Genomic DNA, 20,016 nt, shown 5'->3' on the forward strand with positions numbered 1-20,016 from the left:
GTGACCGGTGTCACGGCGTACCGTGCTGACCTGCACTGGCGGGCGCATTGGTCCGGGTTTGCGGGCGACGCCGTCGGCACGGCGATTAACCTGCCGTATCGACACTAACCGCGCGCCCGCGTCGTAATACGCAGCCGACCCCGGTCCCGGATCAACGCTCGGACCGGGCGATGTGGACGAATAACGTTGGACGGGCCGGCGCCGAAATCTGTTGCCGCGGCCGGATGCGAGAAGCCCGCGCCCTGCTCAGGATGCGGATGCGCCGCGCCGAGCGCCGTCGCCTCGAAATCGGGAGATTTGGACACAATCCCACCGCCTGTCCCCGTTCTTCGACCCGGTGCCGGAGTCGGGAGCAGGGGCCGGCCTCTGGCCGCGCCCCGGCCACCGGCATGCCGCACGAAAGGTCCGTTCCAAGGGCGGGAGCGTGCCATCCGAAGTAAGTCCACGGCCGCCAACAAGCGGTCTCGTTCTGGTCACCGCAACACCATCGGAGGGAACTGTCAAAGCGGAGGCGACGTCCGGGACGAGACACATCCCACGGGTTTCAGGACCGTAACCGGAACGAGCGGGCATATGCCGCCGGCGCCTCGGACGTCCGGAAACAGCGCCCATCTCGACGAAAACATGTATGGCGCAGGCGAGGGGACCAGGCCGCACGCCCGGCCGCGCACGCGAGTGCGCGGTATCGGACGGGTGTTATCGGGCCCCCGCGAGCACCTCCCGGTGCGGCGGAGAGGGCCTCAGAAGGCCGAGGATTCGGGCCGCGGGCGTTTTACCACGAGCGTCCCCGCGAGCCTGTCATGAACAGCCTGGCGTCGAACGCCCTCGAACACGGCCCCCGCGTTCGCGACCCAGAAGATGCTCGCGAGCAGACCCAGAACGGGAATCGGACGCAGCCCGATCGGCACCGAATAGACGGCGGCCCGCAGAACGCAGCGCAGAACGTCCGGACGCGTGGACGCGCCTACGGCCTCCGCCCCCGGCGGAGCCGCGGTCTCCTCGGGCTCAGGAGCGGCCACGGGCACGAATCCGGGCACGGACACGGGGAGGGCCGACACGTCGCCGAGCCCGGCGTTCTCGTCCGCTCCCCCAGCCCCCCGTGGCGCCGCTTCAGGCGCCTCCTGAGCCGTCGCCGCGACCACCTCGATGCCCGCGACGCGCTTGCCCAGCGTCCGGCCCCAGAGGGCGAGCTGGATCGCTTCGTACAGCAGCATGCATCCGGCCACGGCGGACGGAGCCATGACGTCCGCCGTGTGCCCGGACACCAGTTCGCGGACGACCAGAACGACGGGGACGCCGACGACGAGCGTGTCCACGACGCGCGCCAGGAGCCTCTGCCCCGGCTCGGCGAGCGGTGCCGCCATCGTGCCCTTAGCCCGCGTACTCGGAGTACTCGGAATCGTCATATCCGACCCGCTCGTCGATGACGAGTGTGCCGGCGAAGCGATCGTGCAGCGACTGATGCAGGGGCTGGTCCCAGATCGCCCACAGGTAGGCCATCAGCGCGCCCGCCCAGACCAGCACCATCCCGTACGCGGCGTAGTCCCACACCATCACCGCCAGGACGAGGAAGAAGAAAACGCCGAGCTGGTAACCGACGTGGGTGATCCCGGCCCGCCAGACGGCCTGCGTCGTGGTGATGGGGGTGCCCGCGGGCCGCGCCTGAACAACGCCCAGGCCCAGGACGCGCTTCCCCAGCGTCCGTCCCCACATGGACAACTGCACGGCCTCGTAGATGAACGGCAGCACGGACAGGACGCAGAAGAGGGTGAAGATGATGGGCCAGTTCCACACACCCCCCTCGTCTTCCGTCTTGCTGCCGGGCTTGCCCAGACCGAATGCGCCGATCGTCACCGGGAGGACGAGCGCGAACCCGAAGACCGCGACGAGCGCGTTGTCGATGATTCGCGCTCCCGCCCTACGGTGGATCGGCGCCAGCACCGGCTCACCGCCGTCGTCGTAGGAGCCGTAGTCGTCGTAGGCGGGCTGCTGGTTCCACTGCTCCTGTTGCGGCTGCCATTGCTGCTGGGACTGCTGCTCCCACTGCTGCTGGGACGACCGCTGCTGTGGTTGCTGCCACTGAGAACCTTGGTACGGAGGCGGCGGGCCGTAGGAACCCTGCCCCTGCCGGGGCTGGTAAGGCCGCCCGCCGTGGGGGGAATCGCTCATCTCAGTCCTCCAGGCGAAGCAACATCCGGGTGTTGCCCAACGTATTCGGCTTGACCCGGTCGAGGTTCAAGAACTCTGCCACGCCTTCGTCGTAGGAGCGGAGAAGTTCTTCGTACACCTCTGGCGCCACCGGAGTCCCCAGGATCTGCTGGAAGCCGTGGCGGGCGAAGAACTCCACCTCGAAGGTAAGGCAGAACACCCTTCGCACGCCGAGTTCACGCGCGTTCTCCAGGAGGCGGGTCACGATCCGGTGCCCGATTCCCCGTCCCCCGCATCCTTTGTCCACGGCGACCGAACGGACTTCCGCGAGGTCCTCCCACATGACGTGGAGGGCGCCGCAGCCGACGAGCGGCCCCGGCGTCCCGTGCTGGACGTCCTCGGCGACCCAGAACTCCTGGACGTCCTCGTACAGCTTGACCGTCGTCTTCTTCAGCAGGCGACGCCCCGACCCGGCGTACAGGTCGACGAGCCTGCGGATCTCCTGGACGTCGGCGGTACGTGCACGCCGGATCACGACTTCCACAAGCAGGCGAGATTATCGAACGCCGCGTGCTCGCCGGGCGACGCCCTCCGTCCAACCGTGCCGAGCACCGCGCGCAAGTGACTAGATAAAAGAGACTAGGCACTGCCGAGGGGGGGTCGAAAAGTGAGGCAGAACACAGCGCACGGAACGCGACCCATCCGGCGATTCCCTCGTTCACCGCGCAGCGCGACCTGCGAATTCGCATGTTCTGGTTGGCATCCAATGCGGGGTCCGTTAGTGTCCATCGCTGACGTCGGCCCACCGTAGGACGGAGGCCGCACCGCCGAGTCCCACGGGTCGCAACCAGCTGCCCGGGGAGCCGGGGACCCACTTTCGGAGCGTTTCGGGGAATCGCCCTGAGCGACCACCGTGAGGGGTGAATCCGCAGTCGCGGGCGATCGGTTCGCCCACGGACGCGGACGGGCCGCTCCGGCCCCAACCCGTCAGCTAACCCGGTAGGCGGCTGAGGAGAGGAGTATTCGTGAAGCGATCGCGGCATGCTTCCCTTTCACACTTCCGTGGGCGCGCGGCCATCATGGTCGGCGCGCTCGCCGTCGTTTCGGCCGCTCCGCACGCGATCGCCCCGCATGCGATCGCCGTCGCGCACGCCGACCCCGAGCCCTCCGCCAAGGAGCTGAGGACGAAGGCGCTCAAGCTCGCCGACCAGCTGGAACAGCTCACCGAGCAGTACAACGGGCTGAAGGTCAGGCTCGCGCAGTCGCAGCGCGCCGCCAAGGTCGCCACGGAGAACGCCAAGCGCCAGGAGAAGACGCTGGAGGCGCTCCGCCAGAAGGTCGGATCTCTCGCGGCGACGAGCTACATGCAGGGCGGCTCCGACCCCGCGGTCTCGTTCGTCGCCTCCCAGGACCCGCAGTCCATCCTCGACCAGGCCGCGACCCTCCACTACTTCGCCAAGCAGGACAGCACCCAGGTGCTCGGGCTGATGCAGGCCATGCAGTCCGCTCAGCGTGCCCGCAAGTCTGCCGAGGCCCGCGCCAAGCAGGTGAAGGCCCTGAAGACGCAGCTCGACTCGCAGCGCACGAAGATCACCGACGCCTACGAGAAGATCCGCGGCAAGCTCGTCGACAAGGACCCCACCCAGCTCGCCAAGCTCCCCGTCATCGGCACCGGCAAGGCCGCGCAGGCGCTCCGGTACGCGATGGGCAAGATCGGCCGCCCGTACGTGTGGGGCGCCGCCGGCCCGACCACCTTCGACTGCTCCGGCCTCACGATGTGGGCCTACAAGCAGGTCGGCATCAACCTGCCGCACTACACCGGCAGCCAGTGGAACGCCGGGACGCACGTGTCGCGCGGCGATCTTCAGCCGGGCGACCTCGTCTTCTTCTACTCCGACCTGCACCACATGGGGATCTACGTCGGCGGCGACAAGATGCTGCACGCCCCGCACACCGGGGACGTCGTGAAGATCGCCTCCATGAACGGACGCCCCTTCGCGGGCGGCGTCCGGGTCGCCTAGCTGTGTTCCAAAGTCCCGGCCCACTTCGCTCGCCTGGCGGCTCGCTACGTGACCGGGCCTGGGCGAACGCGGCATCGCTTCGCGATCAGCCCGGTTTCGCTCGCCTCCGGCTTCGCTGCACCGGGCAGGTCACGCGTTCGCGCGCGTGCCCGAGGCGACTTCGAGAAAGGCCCTAGAACCCCGCCACCGCACCCGTCGACTCTGTGAAGCCGATCGACCATCGTGGGGCCGACCGCGCCGCCCTGGTCGGCCGAGGTGCGTCGATCAGGCCCGTCGCGAGGTCGGTCAGTGCTGTCGGAGCCGACCCGTCACGCCGACCGGGTTCGCGGTGCCGTTCACCATGCTGAACTGATCGGGCCGGGGCGCGCCGGCCAGAGCCGTCGCGGGGCCGGGCTCGCCGGAGATCGAGGCGGGCAGGGTGGGCCTGTCAGGCCCGAACGCCGTCCGCGGCGACGCCTTCTGCAGGGACCTACCTGCCAGGGCGCGGGCGCCGCCGCTGCGGGGTCGGACGGAATTCGGATGAGCCGCCGTTTCTCCGGATGACGCTCGCCGTCCCCTGGCGAGCGTCGGGGGGTGCATCGCTAGATGAGCTGCCTCCGGGCCGCCCACACCACGGCCTCGATAGGGGTGTTGACCTCCAGCCGGTCGCAGATCGTCCGCAGCCGGCGCCGCAAGGTCCGAGCGCTCAGTTCCAGCTTGCGTGCCGCCACATCGGCGGTGACACCGCTGGCGATCTGGGCGAGCAACCGGATCTCTTCCTCGCTCAGCCCGAAATCGTCGGTGCCACGACGTGCGAGTGTGGCTGTTTCCACTCCGTCCTCCCTCGTCCGTGGTGATGACCGCGGGGATGCAGCCGTCCGCTGCACAGGCACGGGTTGGACCTCGATCTGTACGCGCGTTGGGTTGCCGGGTCCGGACCCTTCCGGACTTAGATCATCGGATTCCTTTTCTGTCTCACGCGCTTGGCCGGAGGTGGCCGCATGGCCGATTGCGGGGGTGTACGGGGGAACTCCGGGTGACGATTCACTCGTTGGCCTGCCGAGGGAGACGGGATGTGATCGCCAGCCATCCGCCCGCCCCTCCTCGCCGAAACCACCGGTCCTCGCAGTGAACGAAGATCGTGAATCGTTTCAAGCTACGCTTCGGCTCGGAACGCTAGGCGGCCGGATCCGGCCCGTCAAGCGCCGGTCAAGAGCGCTGCGTGCCCGTTCGCTCACCATGTGTGACCGTGCATTCGGTGCCCCGCCATGCCAAACTCCACTACCTGGGAAAACGCCCATGGAGCGGGACGAGGAGCGAGTTGCCACAGACCAGTATTCGTGAGGTCGCGAGGCGTGCTGGAGTCTCAGTTGGGACCGTTTCGAATGTCCTAAACCGGCCAGACCTCGTGGCCGAAGCTACCCGTGACCGCGTCCGCGCGGCGATCGAGGAGCTCGGATTCGTCCGCAACGAGTCCGCGCGCCGGCTCCGCACGGGCCCCGAACGGACCGCGGGCGAGTTCGGCGACCAGCCGCGCCGGGCGTTCGGCGTCCTCGTCGAGGACCTCGCCAACCCGTACGCGACCGATGTCGCTCGGGGCGCCGAGGCCGCGCTCAACGCGGCGGGCCACGACGTCCTCTGGCTGTCCAGCGACCACTCCGCCGACAAGGAGATCCGCCTGCTGGAACTGCTCGCCGACCAGCACGCCGCCGGGGTCCTGGTCATCCCGGTCGGGATCGGCCCCCGCGACATCTCCCGGCTGCGCGCCGCGGGCATGAGCGTGGTGCTGATCGACCGGGACGCCTCCGACGTGTGCTCCGCCCGGGTCGACCATGTGGCGGGCGGCGAGGCCGCCGCCGCGTACCTGCTCGGCATCGGACGGAACCGCATCGCGTTCGTGACCGGGACCCCCGAGCCGCAGCCGTGCGTGGAACGCCGCGACGGGGCCGCCCGCACGATCGTCGAGGCGGGCCTCGGCAAGCCCCCGGTCCTGGTCAAGGACGCCCTGAGCCCCACGGAGGGACGGGCCGCGGCACACCAGATCATGGCCATGTCACCGGTTCCCGACGGCGTGTTCTGCGCCAACGACCTGCTCGCGATCGGCCTGATCAACGAGCTGACCCGGCTCGGCGTCCGCGTCCCCGAGGACATCGCCGTGATCGGCTACGACGACATCGAGCTCGCGGCGAGCGCCGCCGTGCCGCTCACCACCGTCCGCCAGCCGCGCCGCGCGCTCGGCTGGGAGGCCGCCGAGCTGGCGATGGCCGAGATCGGCGAGGGCAAGTCCCACCAGCACCGCCAGGTCGTCCAGCGGCCCGACCTGGTGATTCGGGAAAGCGCCTAGCGTCCCGCGGCCGGCGCTGTTGACATCTCGTCTCGGATTCGGGTCCGCTGAAGGCATGGAGGACACGACGGGCCGGACGGTGCAGGCCGGGGCGGCCGCGGTACTCGGCTTCGATCCGGGCGACCCGGCGTTCCGCGCCGACCCGTACGCCCACTACCGGACGCTCGGAGCCGGCGGGCAGAGCCTGCATCGGACGGACGTCGGCCTGCGCGTCACCGCGTCCTACGAGCTGTGCGAGCGGGTCCTGCGCGACCCGCGGTTCGGGCACCGTCCGTCGGGCGGCGGCGTGTGGCGCGAGGTGCAGGCGCGGCACCGGTCGTTCCTGACCATGGACCCGCCCGACCACACGCGGCTGCGCCGGCTCGTCAGCAAGGCGTTCACACCCCGCCTCGTGGAGCGGCTGCGGCCCCGGGTCGAGGAGGTCGTCGACGCGCTGCTGGAGCCCGTCTCCGGCGAGGTCGACCTGATCGCGACGCTGGCCTACCCGCTGCCCGTCATCGTGATCAGCGAGATGCTCGGTGTCCCCGCCGAGGACCGCGACCTGTTCAAGGGCTGGTCGGACAGCCTCGCGCGCGGGCTGGACCCCGACTTCCTGCTGCCGGAGGCCGAGATCGCCCAGCGGGACGCGGCGCGCGAGGAGTTCGGGGAGTACTTCCGGGAGCTGGCCGCCGAGCGCCGGGCCGAGCCGCGCGAGGACCTGCTGAGCGCCCTTGTGGGCGTCTCCGACGGCGGAGACGCCCTGTCGGAGCAGGAACTGCTGGCGACGTGCATCCTGCTGCTCGTGGCGGGCCACGAGACGACCGTGAACCTCATCGGGAACGGCGCGCTGGCGCTGCTCCGCGATCCCGCGCAGTCGCGGCTGTTCCGGGAGCGGCCGGAGAACGCCCAGGCGGCGGTGGAGGAGCTGCTGCGCTTCGACCCGCCGGTGCAGCTGACCCTGCGGTCGGCGCTGGAGGACGTCGACCTGGACGGCACGCTCATCGAGCGCGGGAAGCTCGTCCTCCTGCTGACGGGCGCCGCCAACCGCGACCCGGCGGTCTTCGACGAGCCCGACCGGCTGGACCTGCTCCGCTACGCCGAGGGACGCGACACGCCGAAGCACCTGGCGTTCGGGCACGGCGTCCACTTCTGCCTCGGCGCGCCGCTGGCCCGGCTTGAGGGCCGCGTCGCGCTCGGCAAACTGTTCGAGCGCGACGTGACCCTCGCGGCCGACGACGTCGTCTACCGCGACAACCTCGTGCTGCGCGGGCTGCGCGAGCTTCCGGTCGTCATTCGGGCTTGACCAGCGGGAACAGGATCGTGTCGCGGATCCCCTTGCCGGTGAACGCCATGATCATGCGGTCGATGCCGGCGCCCATCCCCCCCGTGGGGGGCATCGCGTACTCCAGGGCGCGCAGGAAGTCCTCGTCCAGCTGCATGGCCTCGGGGTCGCCGCCCGCGGCGAGCAGCGACTGCTCGGTGAGGCGGCGGCGCTGCTCGATCGGGTCGACCAGCTCGGAGTAGGCGGTGCCGAGCTCCGTGCCGAACCCGATGAGATCCCACTTCTCGGTGAGCAGCGGCTCCTCGCGGTGCTGGCGGGTCAGCGGGGACGTCTCGACCGGGTAGTCCATGACGAACGTGGGCTGGACGAGGGTGTGCTCGACCAGCTCCTCGAAGAGTTCCTGGACGAGCTTGCCCTGCCCCCACTTGGGGTCCCACGAGATGTCACGGGCGTCCGCGAGCTTGCGCACCGACTCGATCGGCGTGTGCGGCGTGATCTCCTCGCCGAGCGCCTCCGACACCGCCCCGTACAGGGTGATCCGCGGCCATTCCGCGAGGCCGAGGTCGATCTCGACGCCGTCATGGACGACCACGGTGGTGTCGAGGGCGGCGACGACCGCCTTCTTGTACATCCGCTGGGTCAGGTCGGCCATGTCGTTGTAGTCGAGGTAGGTCCCGTAGGCCTCGATCATCGTGAACTCGGGGTTGTGCGTGGAGTCCGCGCCCTCGTTGCGGAAGTTGCGGTTGATCTCGAAGACCTTCTCGATGCCGCCGACGACGAGCCGCTTGAGGTACAGCTCGATCGCGATGCGCAGGTAGAGGTCCATGTCGTAGGCGTTGATGTGCGTCCGGAACGGGCGCGCCGCGGCTCCGCCGTGGACCGGCTGGAGCATGGGCGTCTCGACCTCGAGGTAGCCCTCCTCGTGCCAGAAGTCGCGGACCGCGCGGACGGTCGCGCTGCGCAGCCGCGCCATCCGCCGCGCCTCGTCGTTGACGATCAGGTCGACGTAGCGCTGCCGGACCCGCGCCTCCGGGTCGGTCAGGCCGGCGTGCTTCTCCGGCAGCGGCCGCAGGCACTTGGACGTGATCGCGAACCGGTCCGCCATGATCGACAGTTCGCCGCGGCGGGAGGTGATGATCTCGCCCTCGACGCCGACGTGGTCGCCGAGGTCGACCTCCCGCTTCCAGAAGTCGAGCTGCTCCTGCCCGACCTTGGCCAGCGACAGCATGACCTGGATGTCGCCGCCGGCGTCCCGGATGGTGGCGAAGCACAGCTTGCCGGTGTTGCGGACCAGCATGACGCGACCGGTGACGCCGGCCTTCTCGCCCGTCTCGGTGCCCGGCTCCAGGCCGGTGTGTTTCGCGCGGATCTCGGCGGTCGTCGCCGTACGCGGGAAGGTCACCGGGTAGGGGTCGATCCCGCTCTCGCGGAGCCGGTCGAGCTTCTCCCGGCGCACGCGCATCTGCTCCGGGAGCTCGTCGAAGGTCTCGTCACTCACATCGCAAGGCTATCCAGCCCGTCCGGTGCGGGGCGAACGACTTCGGCGCGATCACCGGCCCGTCACGGCGTGTTGCGCTCGTAGATGAGCCGGAGACCGATGAGGGTGAGCCACGGCTCGAACTCGTCGATGCAGCGGGACTCCTCCAGGACGAGGGGGGCGAGGCCGCCGGTGGCGATGACCGTGACCTCCTGCGGGTCCTCGGCGAGCTCCTCCGACATGCGCTCGACGATGCCGTCCACCTGGCCGGCGAAGCCGAAGATGATCCCGGACTGCAGCGCCTCGACCGTGTTCTTGGCGATCACGTTGCGCGGCCGGACCAGCTCGATCTTGTGGAGCTGCGCGCCGCGGGACGACAGCGCGTCGATCGAGATCTCGATGCCGGGGGCGATCGCGCCGCCCACGTACTCGCCCTTGGCGGAGACGGCGTCGAAGGTGGTGGCGGTGCCGAAGTCGACCACGATCGCGGGCCCGCCGTGGGTGTGGACGGCGGCGAGCGCGTTCACGATGCGGTCGGCGCCGACCTCCTTCGGGTTGTCCATCCGGACGGGGACGCCGGTCTTGACGCCGGGCTCCACGATCACCGCGGTCACGTCGCCGTAGTAGCGGCGGCACATCTCCCGCATCTCGTGCAGGACGGAGGGGACCGTGGAGCACAGCGCGATGCCGCTGATGTCGGTCTCGGCCAGCAGCGGGCTCTGCTGGACGAGTCCCTGCAGGACCACCGCGATCTCGTCGGCGGTGCGCCGCGGATCGGTGTTGATCCTCCAGTGCTCGATCACCTCGTCGCCCTCGAAGAGACCGAGAACGGTCTGGGTGTTACCGACGTCGATGGTCAGCAGCATCAGGTCCCCGCTGTTCAGGTGAAGTCAAGGCCGATGTCGAACACGTGCGCCGAGTGCGTCAGCGCGCCGACCGCAAGGTAGTCCACCCCGGTCACGGCGACGTCTCGGGCCCGCTCCAGGGTAAGGCCACCGCTGGCCTCGAGCTCCGCCCGCCCTGCCACGAGCCGCACGGCCCCGGTCATTTCGGCGTCGGTCATGTTATCGAGCAGGATGCTCGTGGCGCCCACCGCCAGGGCCTCTTCGACCTGCGCGAGGGTGTCGCATTCCACCTGGACGTGCAGGGACGGGTACACGGCGCGGATCGCCTCGTACGCCTTGGTGACCCCGCCGGCCGCCGCGATGTGGTTGTCCTTGATGAGCGCGGCGTCGTGCAGGCCCATCCGGTGGTTGACGCCGCCTCCGCGGTGCACGGCGTACTTCTGCAGGGCCCGCAGGCCGGGAAGGGTCTTGCGGGTGTCGCGGACCTTCGCCTTGGTGCCCTCCATGGCGTCCATCCACCGGCGCGTGGCGGTCGCGATTCCGGACAGGTGCGTGAGGAGGTTCAGTGCCGTCCTCTCCGCCCTCAGGATCGCCCTGGTAGAGCCGCCGACCGCGACGAGGACCTGCCCGGGCGCGACCCGGTCGCCGTCCTCGACCTTCGCCTCGTAGGCGACGTCCAGCAGCTCGAAGACGAGGCACGCCACCGGAACGCCCGCGACGACACCCTCCTCGCGCGCCTTCAGCTCCCCGCTCGCGGTGTCCTGCGGCGCGAAGATCGGGGTGCTGGTGACGTCGACCTCGCCGTCCTCGGCCAGCGCCGTGCGGACAAGGTTTTCCACAGCCTGTGGATCCAGCCCGGCGGCGGTCAGCCCCTGCGAGAGTTCCGGTGTCATGAGCGCTTCCCTTCCAGAGGTGCGTAGGTGGTCGTCAGGACGTTCCCCGCCAGGCGGGTGACGAGGTGGCCGCGCCACGTCCCGTCCGCGCGCTCGGGGAAGTCCGCCCGCCAGTGACTCCCGCGCGTCTCCTCCCGCAGCCGCGCAGCCGCCGCGATCGCCGACGCGACGGTGTACAGGTTGGTGACCTCCCAGGCCTCCACCCCGGGCTCCGCGCGCCCGCGCCCGAGTTCCTCCAGTTCCCGCACCGCGGCCTCCAGCCCCTCGGCCTGCCGCAACACCCCCACATGGGAGGTCATGATCCGCTGAACCTCCTCCCGCAACCCCGGCTCCAGCAGCCCACCCCGTTCGGGTTCGGGTGGGGTGGCGGTGTGCGCGAGCGGGGCGGGGAGATCCCCGGGAAGGGTCTCGGCGATTCTGGCGGCGAACACGAGGCCTTCCAGGAGGGAGTTGGAGGCGAGGCGGTTCGCGCCGTGGACGCCCGTGCAGGCGACCTCGCCGCAGGCGTACAGGCCGGGGACGGACGTGCGGCCGTGCAGGTCCGTGCGGACGCCTCCGCTGGCATGGTGGGCGGCGGGCACGACGGGGATGGGCTCGGTCACCGGGTCGATGCCGTGGTGGCGGCACGCGGCCAGAATGGTCGGGAACCGGGTCTCCCACATCGCCGCGCCGAAGTGGCGGCCGTCGAGCAGCATGTGGGACGCGCCGGTCTCCCGCATCCGGTTGATGATCCCCTTGGCGACGACGTCGCGGGGGGCCAGCTCGGCGAGCTCGTGGCGCCCGGTCATGAAGCGCACGCCGGCGTGGTCGACCAGGTGCGCGCCCTCGCCGCGGACGGCCTCGGAGATCAGCGGCTGCTGCCCCGTCGCGCCCTCGCCGAGCCACAGCACGGTCGGATGGAACTGGACGAACTCCAGGTCGGTGACCTCGGCCCCGGCGCGCAGAGCGAGCGCGACGCCGTCGCCCGTGGACACCTCGGGGTTGGTCGTGGCGGAGAACACCTGGCCGAGCCCGCCGGTGGCGAGCACGACGGCGCGGGCGCGGACGGCGCCGACGCCGCCCGGCTGCCCCTCGCCCATGACGTGCAGGGTGACGCCCGCGGCGCGTCCCGTGGCGTCCTTCAGCAGGTCGAGGACCAGCGCGTGCTCGATCACCTCGACGCCCGATTCCTTGAGCTCGGCGAGGAGGGCGCGGCTGATCTCGGCGCCGGTGGCGTCCCCGCCCGCGTGCGCGATGCGGCGCCGGTGGTGGCCGCCCTCGCGGGTGAGGGCGATGTCGCCGCCGGAGCGGTCGAAGGCGGCGCCGAGGTCGATCAGGCCGCGGACGGCGTCGGGGCCCTCGGTGACGAGCGCCCGGACGGCGTCCTCGTCGCAGATGCCGACGCCCGCGGTGAGGGTGTCGGCCAGGTGCTCCTCGGGCGTGTCGTCGGCCGCGAGCGCGGCCGCGATGCCGCCCTGCGCCCACCGGGTCGACCCGGCGTCCAGGAGGGCCTTGGTGACGAGCAGCACCCGGCCGTGGGGACGGCAGCGCAGCGCGGCGACCAGGCCGGCGATGCCGGACCCGATGACGACGACGTCGGCGTCGGTGGTCCAGCCAGGCGCGGGGGCGTGCAGAACGGAAGGGATCACGAGCCCTCCTCCGGGGTCGGTTCTCGTCATTATGACCCTAACCGCGGATCGTCCGAGCACCCGGCCCCGGCCTTCCGGCCCCGCCGCAGGTCAGCCGGGGATCAGGTCGCCCCGGGTGGTGCTGGTGCCGGGCACGGGCTCGGCGGGGTCGGAGCCCAACGAAATGATCTTGTTGGAGCGGTCGACGTGCACGACGGCGGGGACGAACTCGCGGGCCTCGGCGTCGGTCATCTGCGCGTAGCTGATGATGATGACCAGGTCGCCGGGCTGCACGAGGCGGGCGGCCGCGCCGTTGATCCCGATGACGCCGGAGCCGCGCTCGCCGGCGATCAGGTAGGTCTCCAGGCGGGCGCCGTTGTCGATGTCCACGATCGAGACCTGCTCGCCGGGCAGCAGGTCGGCGGCGTCCATCAGGTCCTGGTCGATGGTCAGCGAGCCGACGTAGTGCAGGTCCGCCTGGGTCACCGTGGCGCGGTGGATCTTCGACTTGAACATCGTCCGGAACATCAGTGCTCCTTGCCGAACTGGAGGGGAACGTTGTCGATGAGGTGGGTGGCGCCGACGCGGCCCGCGACGGCGAGGACGGCCCGGCCGGTGGGCGGTCCGGTGATCTCGGTGAAGGTCGACGGGTCGACGAGCACCAGGTAGTCCAGGACGAGGGGCGGGTCGGCGGCCTCGGCCTCGGAAAGGACGGTGCGCGCGGCCGCCAGCACGGCGTCCGGGCCGGAGGCGGAGGCGCCGGCCCCGGCCCGCAGGGCGCGCGACAGGGCGAGCGCGGTCCGGCGTTCGGGCCCGGACAGGTAGCGGTTGCGGCTCGACAGCGCCAGCCCGTCCGGCTCGCGCACGGTCGGCGCGCCGACCACCTCCACGGGGACGTTCAGGTCGGCGACCATCCGCCGGATCATCGCGAGCTGCTGGGCGTCCTTCTCCCCGAAGACCGCCACGTCGGGGCGGACGAGGTTGAGCAGCTTCAGCACGACGGTGAGCATCCCGTCGAAGTGGCCGGGTCGCGCGGCCCCCTCGGCGACCTCGCCCATGGGCCCCGACCTGACCGTGACCTGCGGCTCGTCCGGGTACATGACCTCGCGCGCCGGAGCGAACACGAAGTCCACGCCCTCGGAGGCGCAGGCTTCCAGGTCGGCGGCGAAGGTGCGGGGGTAGCGGTCGAAGTCCTCGCCCGGCCCGAACTGGAGCGGGTTGACGAAGACGCTGACCGCGACCGCGTCCGCGCTGCGGCGGGCCTGCCGCATCAGCGACAGGTGCCCCTCGTGCAGGGCGCCCATGGTCGGGACGAGCGCCAGCGTGCCGCCGGCCTTGGACCGGGCCTGCGCCAGTTCCTCGCGCGTGCGCGCGACGATCGGTGTCACGACGCGTCCGTCCTCTCACGCGACGGCGGGCGCCGGCCGGGGCCGGGCTCGCCGGAAACGCCAGAAGCCAATGCCGTTCCCTTCCTGTTCGGTCGGTCGGCGCTGTCAGTCGGCCAGCGCTTCGAGGAGCCGTTCGGCGTCCTCGGGTTTGAGCAGTCCGGCGCCGAGCGCGCGGTCGGCGGTGAGGCGGGCCAGCGCGATGTAGGCGCGGCGGCTCTCCGCCGACACCTTGCCCAGCTCCGCGACGTGGTCGGCCACCGTTCCGGCGTCCCCGCGCGCGACGGGCCCGGTGAGCCCGTCGATGCCGAGCCGCAGCCCGTTGTCGAGGGCGGCGCCGAGGAGCGGGCCGAGCATCCGGCCGGGTTCGGCCACGCCGACGCCGCGCAGCAGGTCCATGGCCTCCACGACCAGGGTGACCAGGTGGTTCGCGCCTCCGGCGAGCGCCGCGTGGTAGAGCGGGCGCGCCTCCTCGGTGATCCAGACGGGTTCGCCGCCCATCTCCAGGACGAGGGCCTCGGCGACGGGGCGCAGCGGCTCGGGCGAGGTGACGCCGAACGAGATGCCGGTGAGCCGGTTCACGTCGTCCGGGCGTCCCGTGAAGGTCATTACGGGGTGCAGGGCCAGCGGCAGCGCGCCGGCGCGGGTGAGCGGGTCCAGGACGGCGGTGCCGTAGCGGCCGCTGGTGTGCAGGACGAGCTTGCCCGTGACCGGGACGCCCGCGGAGACGAGCCCGGCGGCGAGCTCGGGCAGCTCGTCGTCCGGGACGGTCAGCAGCACCAGGTCGGCGGCGGCGACCACGTCCTGGGGGGCGGCGACGCCGGCCCCGGGGAGGCGTTCCTCGACGCGGGCCCGCGACCGCTCCGACACGGCGGTCGCGGCGACGACGCGGTGGCCCGCGCGCGACAGCGCGGCGCCGAGCGCCGTGCCGACGCGGCCGGCGCCGACGACGCCGACCGCGAGCCGCGCGGGCCGGTCCTCCGGGGTCTCCGGCTCGTTCTTGCGGGGGGTGTGGGGGGTCGTCCCCCCACCGGAACCCGGCTCGATCTTGCGGGGGGTGTGGGGGGTCGTCCCCCCACCGGAGCCCGGTTCGTTCTTCCGGGGGGTGTGGGGGGTCGTCCCCCCATCGGAGCCCGGCCCGTTTCCGGGCGTGCCGGAAGGGGGCGTGACCTGTGGGTCCATCGGTTTCGTTCCAGTCCTCAGGTAGGTACCGGACGTGCGCGCCCCAGGGTACCCGCGGGACCCCGCCGCGCGGTCCGGTGGGTGACGATCGTCACCCCGCCCCCCATTCAGTCATGCGCGAGGGACTCCACGATGGACGTCTTCGCGGCGCGCCGCGCGGGCAGCACGGCCGCGACCATTCCGGCCGCGCCCGCGAGGACCACGAACCCGATGACCTGCAGGTAGGGCAGCGAGAAGATCGAGTCGCTCGCCATCGCGTTCGTCGCGGCCCAGCCGAAGCCCACCCCGAGCACGACCCCGGTGGCCGCGCCGATCACGGCCATGACGAGGGCCTCCACCGACAGCATCCGGCGGAGCTGGCGCTTGGTGAGGCCGAGGGCGCGCAGCAGCGCGGACTCGCGCGTGCGCTCCACGACCGACAGGGTCAGCGTGTTCGCGATGCCGAACAGCGCGATGACGATCGCCAGCCCGAGCAGCCCACCGAAGATCATCAGGACCATGTCGATGGCCTTGGTCAGCGTCTCCTCGAACTCGGCGGACGAGGCGACCTTCGCGGCCGGGTAGGGGCGCGCGGCGTCGTCCACGGCCCGGCGCGCCTGTGCGGCGGGGACGCCGTCGCGGGTCTTGACGTAGATCCCCGACGGGTCCAGGACGCCGAAGTACCGGGTGAAGTCCGGCTCCGGGACGATGATCCCGTCGAGGCCCGCACCCACCGCGTAGACGGCGGTGATCTTCACCGGGACGGTGCCGTTCGCCGTACGGACCTGCACCGTGTCGCCGAGGGCGCGGCCTGACGTCTTGGCCGTCTCCTCGTCCACCATCGCCGTGCCCGGCTTCAGGGCGGCGTCCAGCGACCCCTGCTCGACCTCCGGCTTGAGGATCCTCCCGAGCGCCGAGGTGGTGATCGTCGAGATGTCGCCGCCGACGCCGCCGACGCGGGTCTCCTTGCGCCGGGTCTCGACCACGCCGGCGACCTCGGGCCGGGTGCGCAGCGCCTCGGCGAGCGCATGCGGGAGGGTCCCCTCGAAGCTCTGCGGCCGGATCTGGAACTGGACGGGGAACTGCTCCTCCAGCTGGTGCGCGGCCGTCGCCTTGCCGCTCGCCGCGACCACCGCGAACAGGCTCATCAGCCCGACGCCGACGGTCAGCGCGATCGTCGTGGTCGCGGTGCGGCGGGGAGCGCGCTGCGCGTTCGCCACGGCCAGCCGTCCCGGGACGCCGCCGAGCCGTGCCGGGACCGCGCCCGCGACCCGTCCGAGCGGACGGACGAGCGCCGGCATCGCCGCGATCACGCCGAGGAAGAACACGCCGCCGGCGAACGCGACCGCGTACATCGCGGTCTCGCCCTTCTCCATGCCGAGCGAGCCGAGACCGCCGATGGCCAGGCCCGCGGCGCCCAGCAGGACGGCGAGGACGGTGCGCACCACGCCGAGCCTGAACCGTCCGGCGCCCGGCTCCAGGTCGGCGCGCAGCGCGGCGACCGGCGATACCCGGGTGGCCGCGCGGGCGGGCAGCAGCGCGGACAGGACCGTCACCACGATCCCGACGGCCAGCCCGATCACGATCGTCCGGACCGCGAGGGACGGTCCGGCGACGGCCACGCGCTCGTTCAGCCTGCTGACCACGACCAGCGCGCCCTCACCGAGGCCGACCCCGGCGAGGAGGCCGAGCAGGGAGCCGACCAGGCCCACGACGGCGGACTCCACCACCACGCCCCCGAACACCTGCCGGCGGGTCGCGCCGACGCAGCGCAGCAGCGCCATCTCCCGCATCCGCTGGGCGATCAGGATCGAGAACGTGTTGTAGATCACCAGGGCGGACACCAGCATCGCGACCAGCCCGAAGATCAGCAGACCGGTCCTGATGATCTTGGTGTCGGCACCGGCCGCCCTGGCCAGCCGCGCGCCGAGCTCCTCGCCCGTGTACACGCGGTAGGCGCCGCCCGCGGCGGCCTCGACGGCGTCCCCGGACCCGCCCGCTATGTCGAGCTCGCGGTAGGTCTTCTCGCCGGTCATCCGCATCGCGGTCGCCGGGTCGAAGCCCACGGCGCCCCGGAAGCTCGCCTCCTGGTCGATGCCGAAGTCGACCAGTCCGACGACCGTGAACCGGTGCGGGCGGGACCCGTGATCCAGGACCGTCACCGCGTTCCCGACGGAGTAGCCCTCCCGCTTGGCGAGCCGCGTGTCGAGGACCGCCTCACCCCCGCCGGACGGGGGACGCCCCTTGTCGACGTCGTAGCGCAGCAGGCGTCCGGACGGCACGGACATCCCGACCGTCGGGAAGTCGCCCACCGCCTTGCCGTCCTTGCCCACGAGAGCGGCGTCGCCCTTCACGGCGCCCTGGACGTCCTTGACGCCGGGGAGCGCCTTCACCTTGCCGAGCAGTGCCGGGGGGACGCCCTTGCCGGAGTCGTCGCTCTTGGGCAGCACCGCGTAGTCGACCTTGTCGGCCGACTTGGCGAACGTCTTGGAGACGCCCTTGTCCAGCGTGTCCGTCAAGACGAACGTCCCGGAGATGAAGCCGACGCCGAGGGTGATGGCCGCCGCCGTGAGCAGCAGCCGCAGCTTGTGGGCGCGCAGGCCCGCGAGAGTCGTCCGCAGCATCACGCCCCCAGGCCCTTCAACCGGTCCAGGACGGCGTCCGGGGTCGGCTGGAAGAGCTCCGACACGATCTCCCCGTCCCGCAGGAACACCACCCGGTCGGCGTACGAGGCGGCCACCGGGTCGTGGGTGACCATCACGATCGTCTGCCCCATCTCGCGGACCGAGGAGCGCAGGAACCCCAGGACCTCGGCGCCCGCGCGGGAGTCGAGGTTGCCGGTCGGCTCGTCCGCGAAGATCACCTCGGGCCGGGCGACGATCGCACGGGCGCACGCCACCCGCTGCTGCTGGCCCCCCGACAGCTCGCTCGGCCGGTGCCCGAGCCGGTCCCGCAGGCCCAGGGTGTCGACGACCCGCTCGAACCAGGCCCGGTCGGGCTTGCGCCCGGCCAGCTCCAAGGGCAGCAGGATGTTCTGCTCGGCGGTGAGCGTGGGCAGCAGGTTGAACGCCTGGAACACGAACCCGACGCGGTCGCGGCGCAGCATCGTCAGCTGCCGGTCGCCCATCCCGGTGATCTCGGCGTCGCCGAGGACGATCCGCCCGCCGGTGACGGTGTCGAGGCCGGCCAGGCAGTGCATCAGCGTCGACTTCCCCGATCCGGACGGCCCCATGATCGCGGTGAACGCGCCCCTGGCGAACCCGACGCCGACCCCGCGGAGCGCGTGGACGGCCGCGTCACCGGACCCGTACACCTTGGACACGCCCTCGGCGATGACGGCCGGCGGTGCCCCGGCGGCGGGGGATCCCCCGGGCGGCTCGGCGAACGTGCTGGTCACGGTGACTCCTTCGGATCGCGGATGGACGCGCTCCACGCTAGGAATCCGCGCCGTCCCTGCCATCGACCCGGCGGCCACGCTCCGCCTCACTCTCACGGCTATCCGGCCCGCCCGCGTACGACCTGAGTCGTACACGGCCGTCCCCCCGCCCGCCGACCCCGCCCGTTCGGGGCGCGGGCACGCGAAGGCGCCGGAGACAGCGTCGGTCTCCGGCGCCTCGACGACGGGCGGTCGGCCCGCCGTGTGCCGTGTCAGTGCCCGTAGTTGACGGACGAGCCGCCCTTGCAGTGGGCGCTCGCACCGCCGAGGACGGCGACGGCATTGCCGCAGACGTCCACGGGAACCGAGATCGGCGCGATCACCTGGGTCCCGTTCAGGATCCCGAAGTTGTCGCTGGTCTTGTTGTGACTGAACCAGTTCTCGTCGTGGCCCTTGCCATGGTGACCCTTGCCATGGTGGCCCTTGCCGTGGTCATCCCCGCCACCGTAGGTGGCGGCGTACGCGGGCGCCGCCGCGAGCGCGGAGCCGGCGATGGCGAAGCCGAGGATGCCGGTGGCGGCAAGCTTCTTGAACACGAGAGTCCTCCCGTATGTGGGCTTAGCAGTGCCCGAGGTGACAGTGCCGACGCCGCCCACTGAGACGGCGTCGCGTACGGTAGTTACCCGGCTACGGTAAGGAAGATCGAATGCGCGTCCCAGGATGGCGCCAAATGATGATCACGAGGCGCCCAAGGCGTCACGCGGATGGGCCGTTTTGACCGCTTTTCACCAGACCTGTCTCGTAAGCGAACACGACCGCCTGCACCCGGTCGCGCAGGCCGAGCTTCATCAGGATCCGCCCCATGTGGGTCTTCACCGTGGCCTCCGAGACGAAGAGCCGTCCGGCGATCTCCGCGTTCGACATCCCGCGCGCGACGAGCCGCAGCACCTCGTTCTCCCGGTCGGTCAGGCTCTCCAGCGCCCCGATCGCCTTCTGCTCGGCGTCCGGCAGATGCACCGCGAACCGGTCCAGCAGCCGCTTGGTCGTGCTGGGCGCCACGACCGCGTCCCCCGAGTGCACCGCCTTGATCGCCTCGATGAGCTGCGCCGGCCCCGCGTCCTTCAGCAGGAACCCGCCCGCGCCCGCCTTGATCGCGGCGAACGCGTACTCGTCCAGGTCGAACGTGGTCAGGATGACGACCTTCGGCCCGGACCGCGCCACCACCTGGCGCGTCGCCTCGATCCCGTCCATCCGCGGCATCCGGACGTCCATCAGCACCACGTCCGCCCGCGTGCCCCGCAGGAGCTCCAGCGCCTGCAGCCCGTCCCCGGCCTCGCCGGCGACCTCGATGTCGGGCTGCGCGTCCAGCACCATCCTGAACCCGGCCCGCACCAGCTCCTGATCGTCCACGAGCACCACCCGGATGGGCGCCGCCACGTCCGTCATGCCACCTCCCTGTCCGCCACTCCCCGCACGCCCGGCGAGGGGCGCCGCAAGCCCTGATCCCGCTCGCCGCGTC

18 protein-coding genes and 1 riboswitch are annotated in these 20,016 nt (G+C 71.5%); of the genes, 3 read left to right on the forward strand and 15 right to left on the reverse strand.

Annotated features, from left to right (window positions below; all coding sequences use genetic code 11):
• Positions 1–740 precede the first annotated feature (740 nt).
• The 3 genes from BJ999_RS42695 to BJ999_RS38865 are packed head-to-tail and all read right to left on the reverse strand — an operon-like array spanning position 741 to position 2,692.
• On the reverse strand, positions 741–1,364 hold the full coding sequence (locus BJ999_RS42695; protein ID WP_229810654.1) for an RDD family protein: 624 nt from the start codon (positions 1,362–1,364) through the stop codon (positions 741–743).
• Positions 1,365–1,371: 7 nt separating this feature from the next.
• The gene (locus BJ999_RS38860) at positions 1,372–2,169 is read right to left on the reverse strand and encodes an RDD family protein (RefSeq protein ID WP_179837839.1); all 798 of its coding nucleotides are present in this window, start codon (positions 2,167–2,169) and stop codon (positions 1,372–1,374) included.
• A gap of 1 nt (position 2,170) precedes the next feature.
• A complete protein-coding gene (locus BJ999_RS38865) occupies positions 2,171–2,692 on the reverse strand; it encodes an amino-acid N-acetyltransferase (protein WP_373292875.1) in 522 nt (173 codons plus the stop codon).
• A gap of 271 nt (positions 2,693–2,963) precedes the next feature.
• Positions 2,964–3,170: riboswitch (cyclic di-AMP (ydaO/yuaA leader) on the forward strand.
• 57 nt (positions 3,171–3,227) lie between these two features.
• Here BJ999_RS38865 and BJ999_RS38870 point away from each other — a divergent pair.
• The gene (locus tag BJ999_RS38870) at positions 3,228–4,169 is read left to right on the forward strand and encodes a C40 family peptidase (RefSeq protein ID WP_179837840.1); all 942 of its coding nucleotides are present in this window, start codon (positions 3,228–3,230) and stop codon (positions 4,167–4,169) included.
• A gap of 581 nt (positions 4,170–4,750) precedes the next feature.
• Here BJ999_RS38870 and BJ999_RS38875 read toward each other — a convergent pair.
• Positions 4,751–4,981: a transcriptional regulator gene (locus BJ999_RS38875; RefSeq protein WP_021591725.1), complete on the reverse strand. Its 231-nt coding sequence runs from the start codon at positions 4,979–4,981 to the stop codon at positions 4,751–4,753.
• A 425-nt stretch (positions 4,982–5,406) separates the two neighbouring features.
• On the opposite strand from BJ999_RS38875, the gene BJ999_RS38880 reads away from it, so the two are divergent.
• Positions 5,407–6,492 carry a LacI family DNA-binding transcriptional regulator gene (locus tag BJ999_RS38880; protein ID WP_229810668.1) on the forward strand — a complete coding sequence of 362 codons (1,086 nt, stop codon included), beginning with the start codon at positions 5,407–5,409 and terminating at the stop codon, positions 6,490–6,492.
• Between the two features lie 55 nt (positions 6,493–6,547).
• On the forward strand, positions 6,548–7,774 hold the full coding sequence (locus BJ999_RS38885; protein ID WP_179837842.1) for a cytochrome P450: 1,227 nt from the start codon (positions 6,548–6,550) through the stop codon (positions 7,772–7,774).
• Here the strand turns inward: BJ999_RS38885 and lysX are convergent.
• From lysX to BJ999_RS38940, 11 genes are all read right to left on the reverse strand, one after another.
• Complete coding sequence (gene lysX, locus BJ999_RS38890) at positions 7,761–9,215, reverse strand: bifunctional lysylphosphatidylglycerol synthetase/lysine--tRNA ligase LysX (RefSeq protein WP_218936416.1); 1,455 nt, start codon at positions 9,213–9,215, stop codon at positions 7,761–7,763. The two genes, BJ999_RS38885 and lysX, sit on opposite strands and share 14 nt — an antisense overlap.
• A 98-nt stretch (positions 9,216–9,313) precedes the next feature.
• Positions 9,314–10,096 carry a type III pantothenate kinase gene (locus BJ999_RS38895; RefSeq protein ID WP_179837844.1) on the reverse strand — a complete coding sequence of 261 codons (783 nt, stop codon included), beginning with the start codon at positions 10,094–10,096 and terminating at the stop codon, positions 9,314–9,316.
• Between the two features lie 14 nt (positions 10,097–10,110).
• Positions 10,111–10,968: a carboxylating nicotinate-nucleotide diphosphorylase gene (nadC, locus tag BJ999_RS38900; protein ID WP_179837845.1), complete on the reverse strand. Its 858-nt coding sequence runs from the start codon at positions 10,966–10,968 to the stop codon at positions 10,111–10,113.
• Complete coding sequence (locus BJ999_RS38905) at positions 10,965–12,596, reverse strand: L-aspartate oxidase (protein WP_229810655.1); 1,632 nt, start codon at positions 12,594–12,596, stop codon at positions 10,965–10,967. Before BJ999_RS38905 ends, nadC begins: the two co-directional genes overlap by 4 nt.
• Positions 12,597–12,686: 90 nt before the next feature.
• Positions 12,687–13,103, reverse strand: coding sequence for an aspartate 1-decarboxylase (gene panD / locus BJ999_RS38910; RefSeq protein ID WP_179837847.1), 417 nt, complete (start codon positions 13,101–13,103; stop codon positions 12,687–12,689).
• Positions 13,103–13,963, reverse strand: a complete 861-nt coding sequence (gene panC, locus BJ999_RS38915; protein ID WP_179837848.1) for a pantoate--beta-alanine ligase — start codon at positions 13,961–13,963, stop codon at positions 13,103–13,105. The genes panD and panC overlap by 1 nt, the downstream gene beginning before the upstream one ends.
• Positions 13,964–14,068: 105 nt before the next feature.
• Positions 14,069–15,142 carry a Rossmann-like and DUF2520 domain-containing protein gene (locus BJ999_RS38920; RefSeq protein ID WP_229810656.1) on the reverse strand — a complete coding sequence of 358 codons (1,074 nt, stop codon included), beginning with the start codon at positions 15,140–15,142 and terminating at the stop codon, positions 14,069–14,071.
• A gap of 107 nt (positions 15,143–15,249) precedes the next feature.
• Complete coding sequence (locus BJ999_RS38925) at positions 15,250–17,745, reverse strand: ABC transporter permease (RefSeq protein ID WP_179837849.1); 2,496 nt, start codon at positions 17,743–17,745, stop codon at positions 15,250–15,252.
• A complete protein-coding gene (locus BJ999_RS38930; protein WP_229810657.1) occupies positions 17,745–18,518 on the reverse strand; it encodes an ABC transporter ATP-binding protein in 774 nt (257 codons plus the stop codon). The genes BJ999_RS38925 and BJ999_RS38930 overlap by 1 nt, the downstream gene beginning before the upstream one ends.
• Positions 18,519–18,769: 251 nt before the next feature.
• The gene (locus BJ999_RS38935) at positions 18,770–19,093 is read right to left on the reverse strand and encodes a chaplin family protein (protein WP_179837850.1); all 324 of its coding nucleotides are present in this window, start codon (positions 19,091–19,093) and stop codon (positions 18,770–18,772) included.
• Between the two features lie 160 nt (positions 19,094–19,253).
• The gene (locus BJ999_RS38940; RefSeq protein WP_179837851.1) at positions 19,254–19,943 is read right to left on the reverse strand and encodes a response regulator; all 690 of its coding nucleotides are present in this window, start codon (positions 19,941–19,943) and stop codon (positions 19,254–19,256) included.
• Positions 19,944–20,016: the final 73 nt, after the last annotated feature.

The organism is Actinomadura citrea (assembly GCF_013409045.1).
In the GTDB taxonomy this organism is placed as follows: Bacteria; Actinomycetota; Actinomycetes; order Streptosporangiales; family Streptosporangiaceae; genus Spirillospora; species Spirillospora citrea.

Excerpts from the sequence above, each read along its gene's own strand:
- BJ999_RS42695 (WP_229810654.1), bottom strand. The coding sequence starts at position 1,364 with ATGGCGGCACCGCTCGCCGAGCCGGGGCAGAGGCTCCTGGCGCGCGTC.
- BJ999_RS38860 (WP_179837839.1), bottom strand. The coding sequence starts at position 2,169 with ATGAGCGATTCCCCCCACGGCGGGCGGCCTTACCAGCCCCGGCAGGGG.
- BJ999_RS38870 (WP_179837840.1), top strand. The coding sequence starts at position 3,228 with ATGGTCGGCGCGCTCGCCGTCGTTTCGGCCGCTCCGCACGCGATCGCC.
- BJ999_RS38885 (WP_179837842.1), top strand. The coding sequence starts at position 6,548 with ATGGAGGACACGACGGGCCGGACGGTGCAGGCCGGGGCGGCCGCGGTA.
- lysX (WP_218936416.1), bottom strand. The coding sequence starts at position 9,215 with ATGCGCGTGCGCCGGGAGAAGCTCGACCGGCTCCGCGAGAGCGGGATC.
- BJ999_RS38895 (WP_179837844.1), bottom strand. The coding sequence starts at position 10,096 with ATGCTGCTGACCATCGACGTCGGTAACACCCAGACCGTTCTCGGTCTC.
- nadC (WP_179837845.1), bottom strand. The coding sequence starts at position 10,968 with ATGACACCGGAACTCTCGCAGGGGCTGACCGCCGCCGGGCTGGATCCA.
- panD (WP_179837847.1), bottom strand. The coding sequence starts at position 13,103 with ATGTTCCGGACGATGTTCAAGTCGAAGATCCACCGCGCCACGGTGACC.
- BJ999_RS38920 (WP_229810656.1), bottom strand. The coding sequence starts at position 15,142 with ATGGACCCACAGGTCACGCCCCCTTCCGGCACGCCCGGAAACGGGCCG.
- BJ999_RS38925 (WP_179837849.1), bottom strand. The coding sequence starts at position 17,745 with ATGCTGCGGACGACTCTCGCGGGCCTGCGCGCCCACAAGCTGCGGCTG.
- BJ999_RS38940 (WP_179837851.1), bottom strand. The coding sequence starts at position 19,943 with ATGACGGACGTGGCGGCGCCCATCCGGGTGGTGCTCGTGGACGATCAG.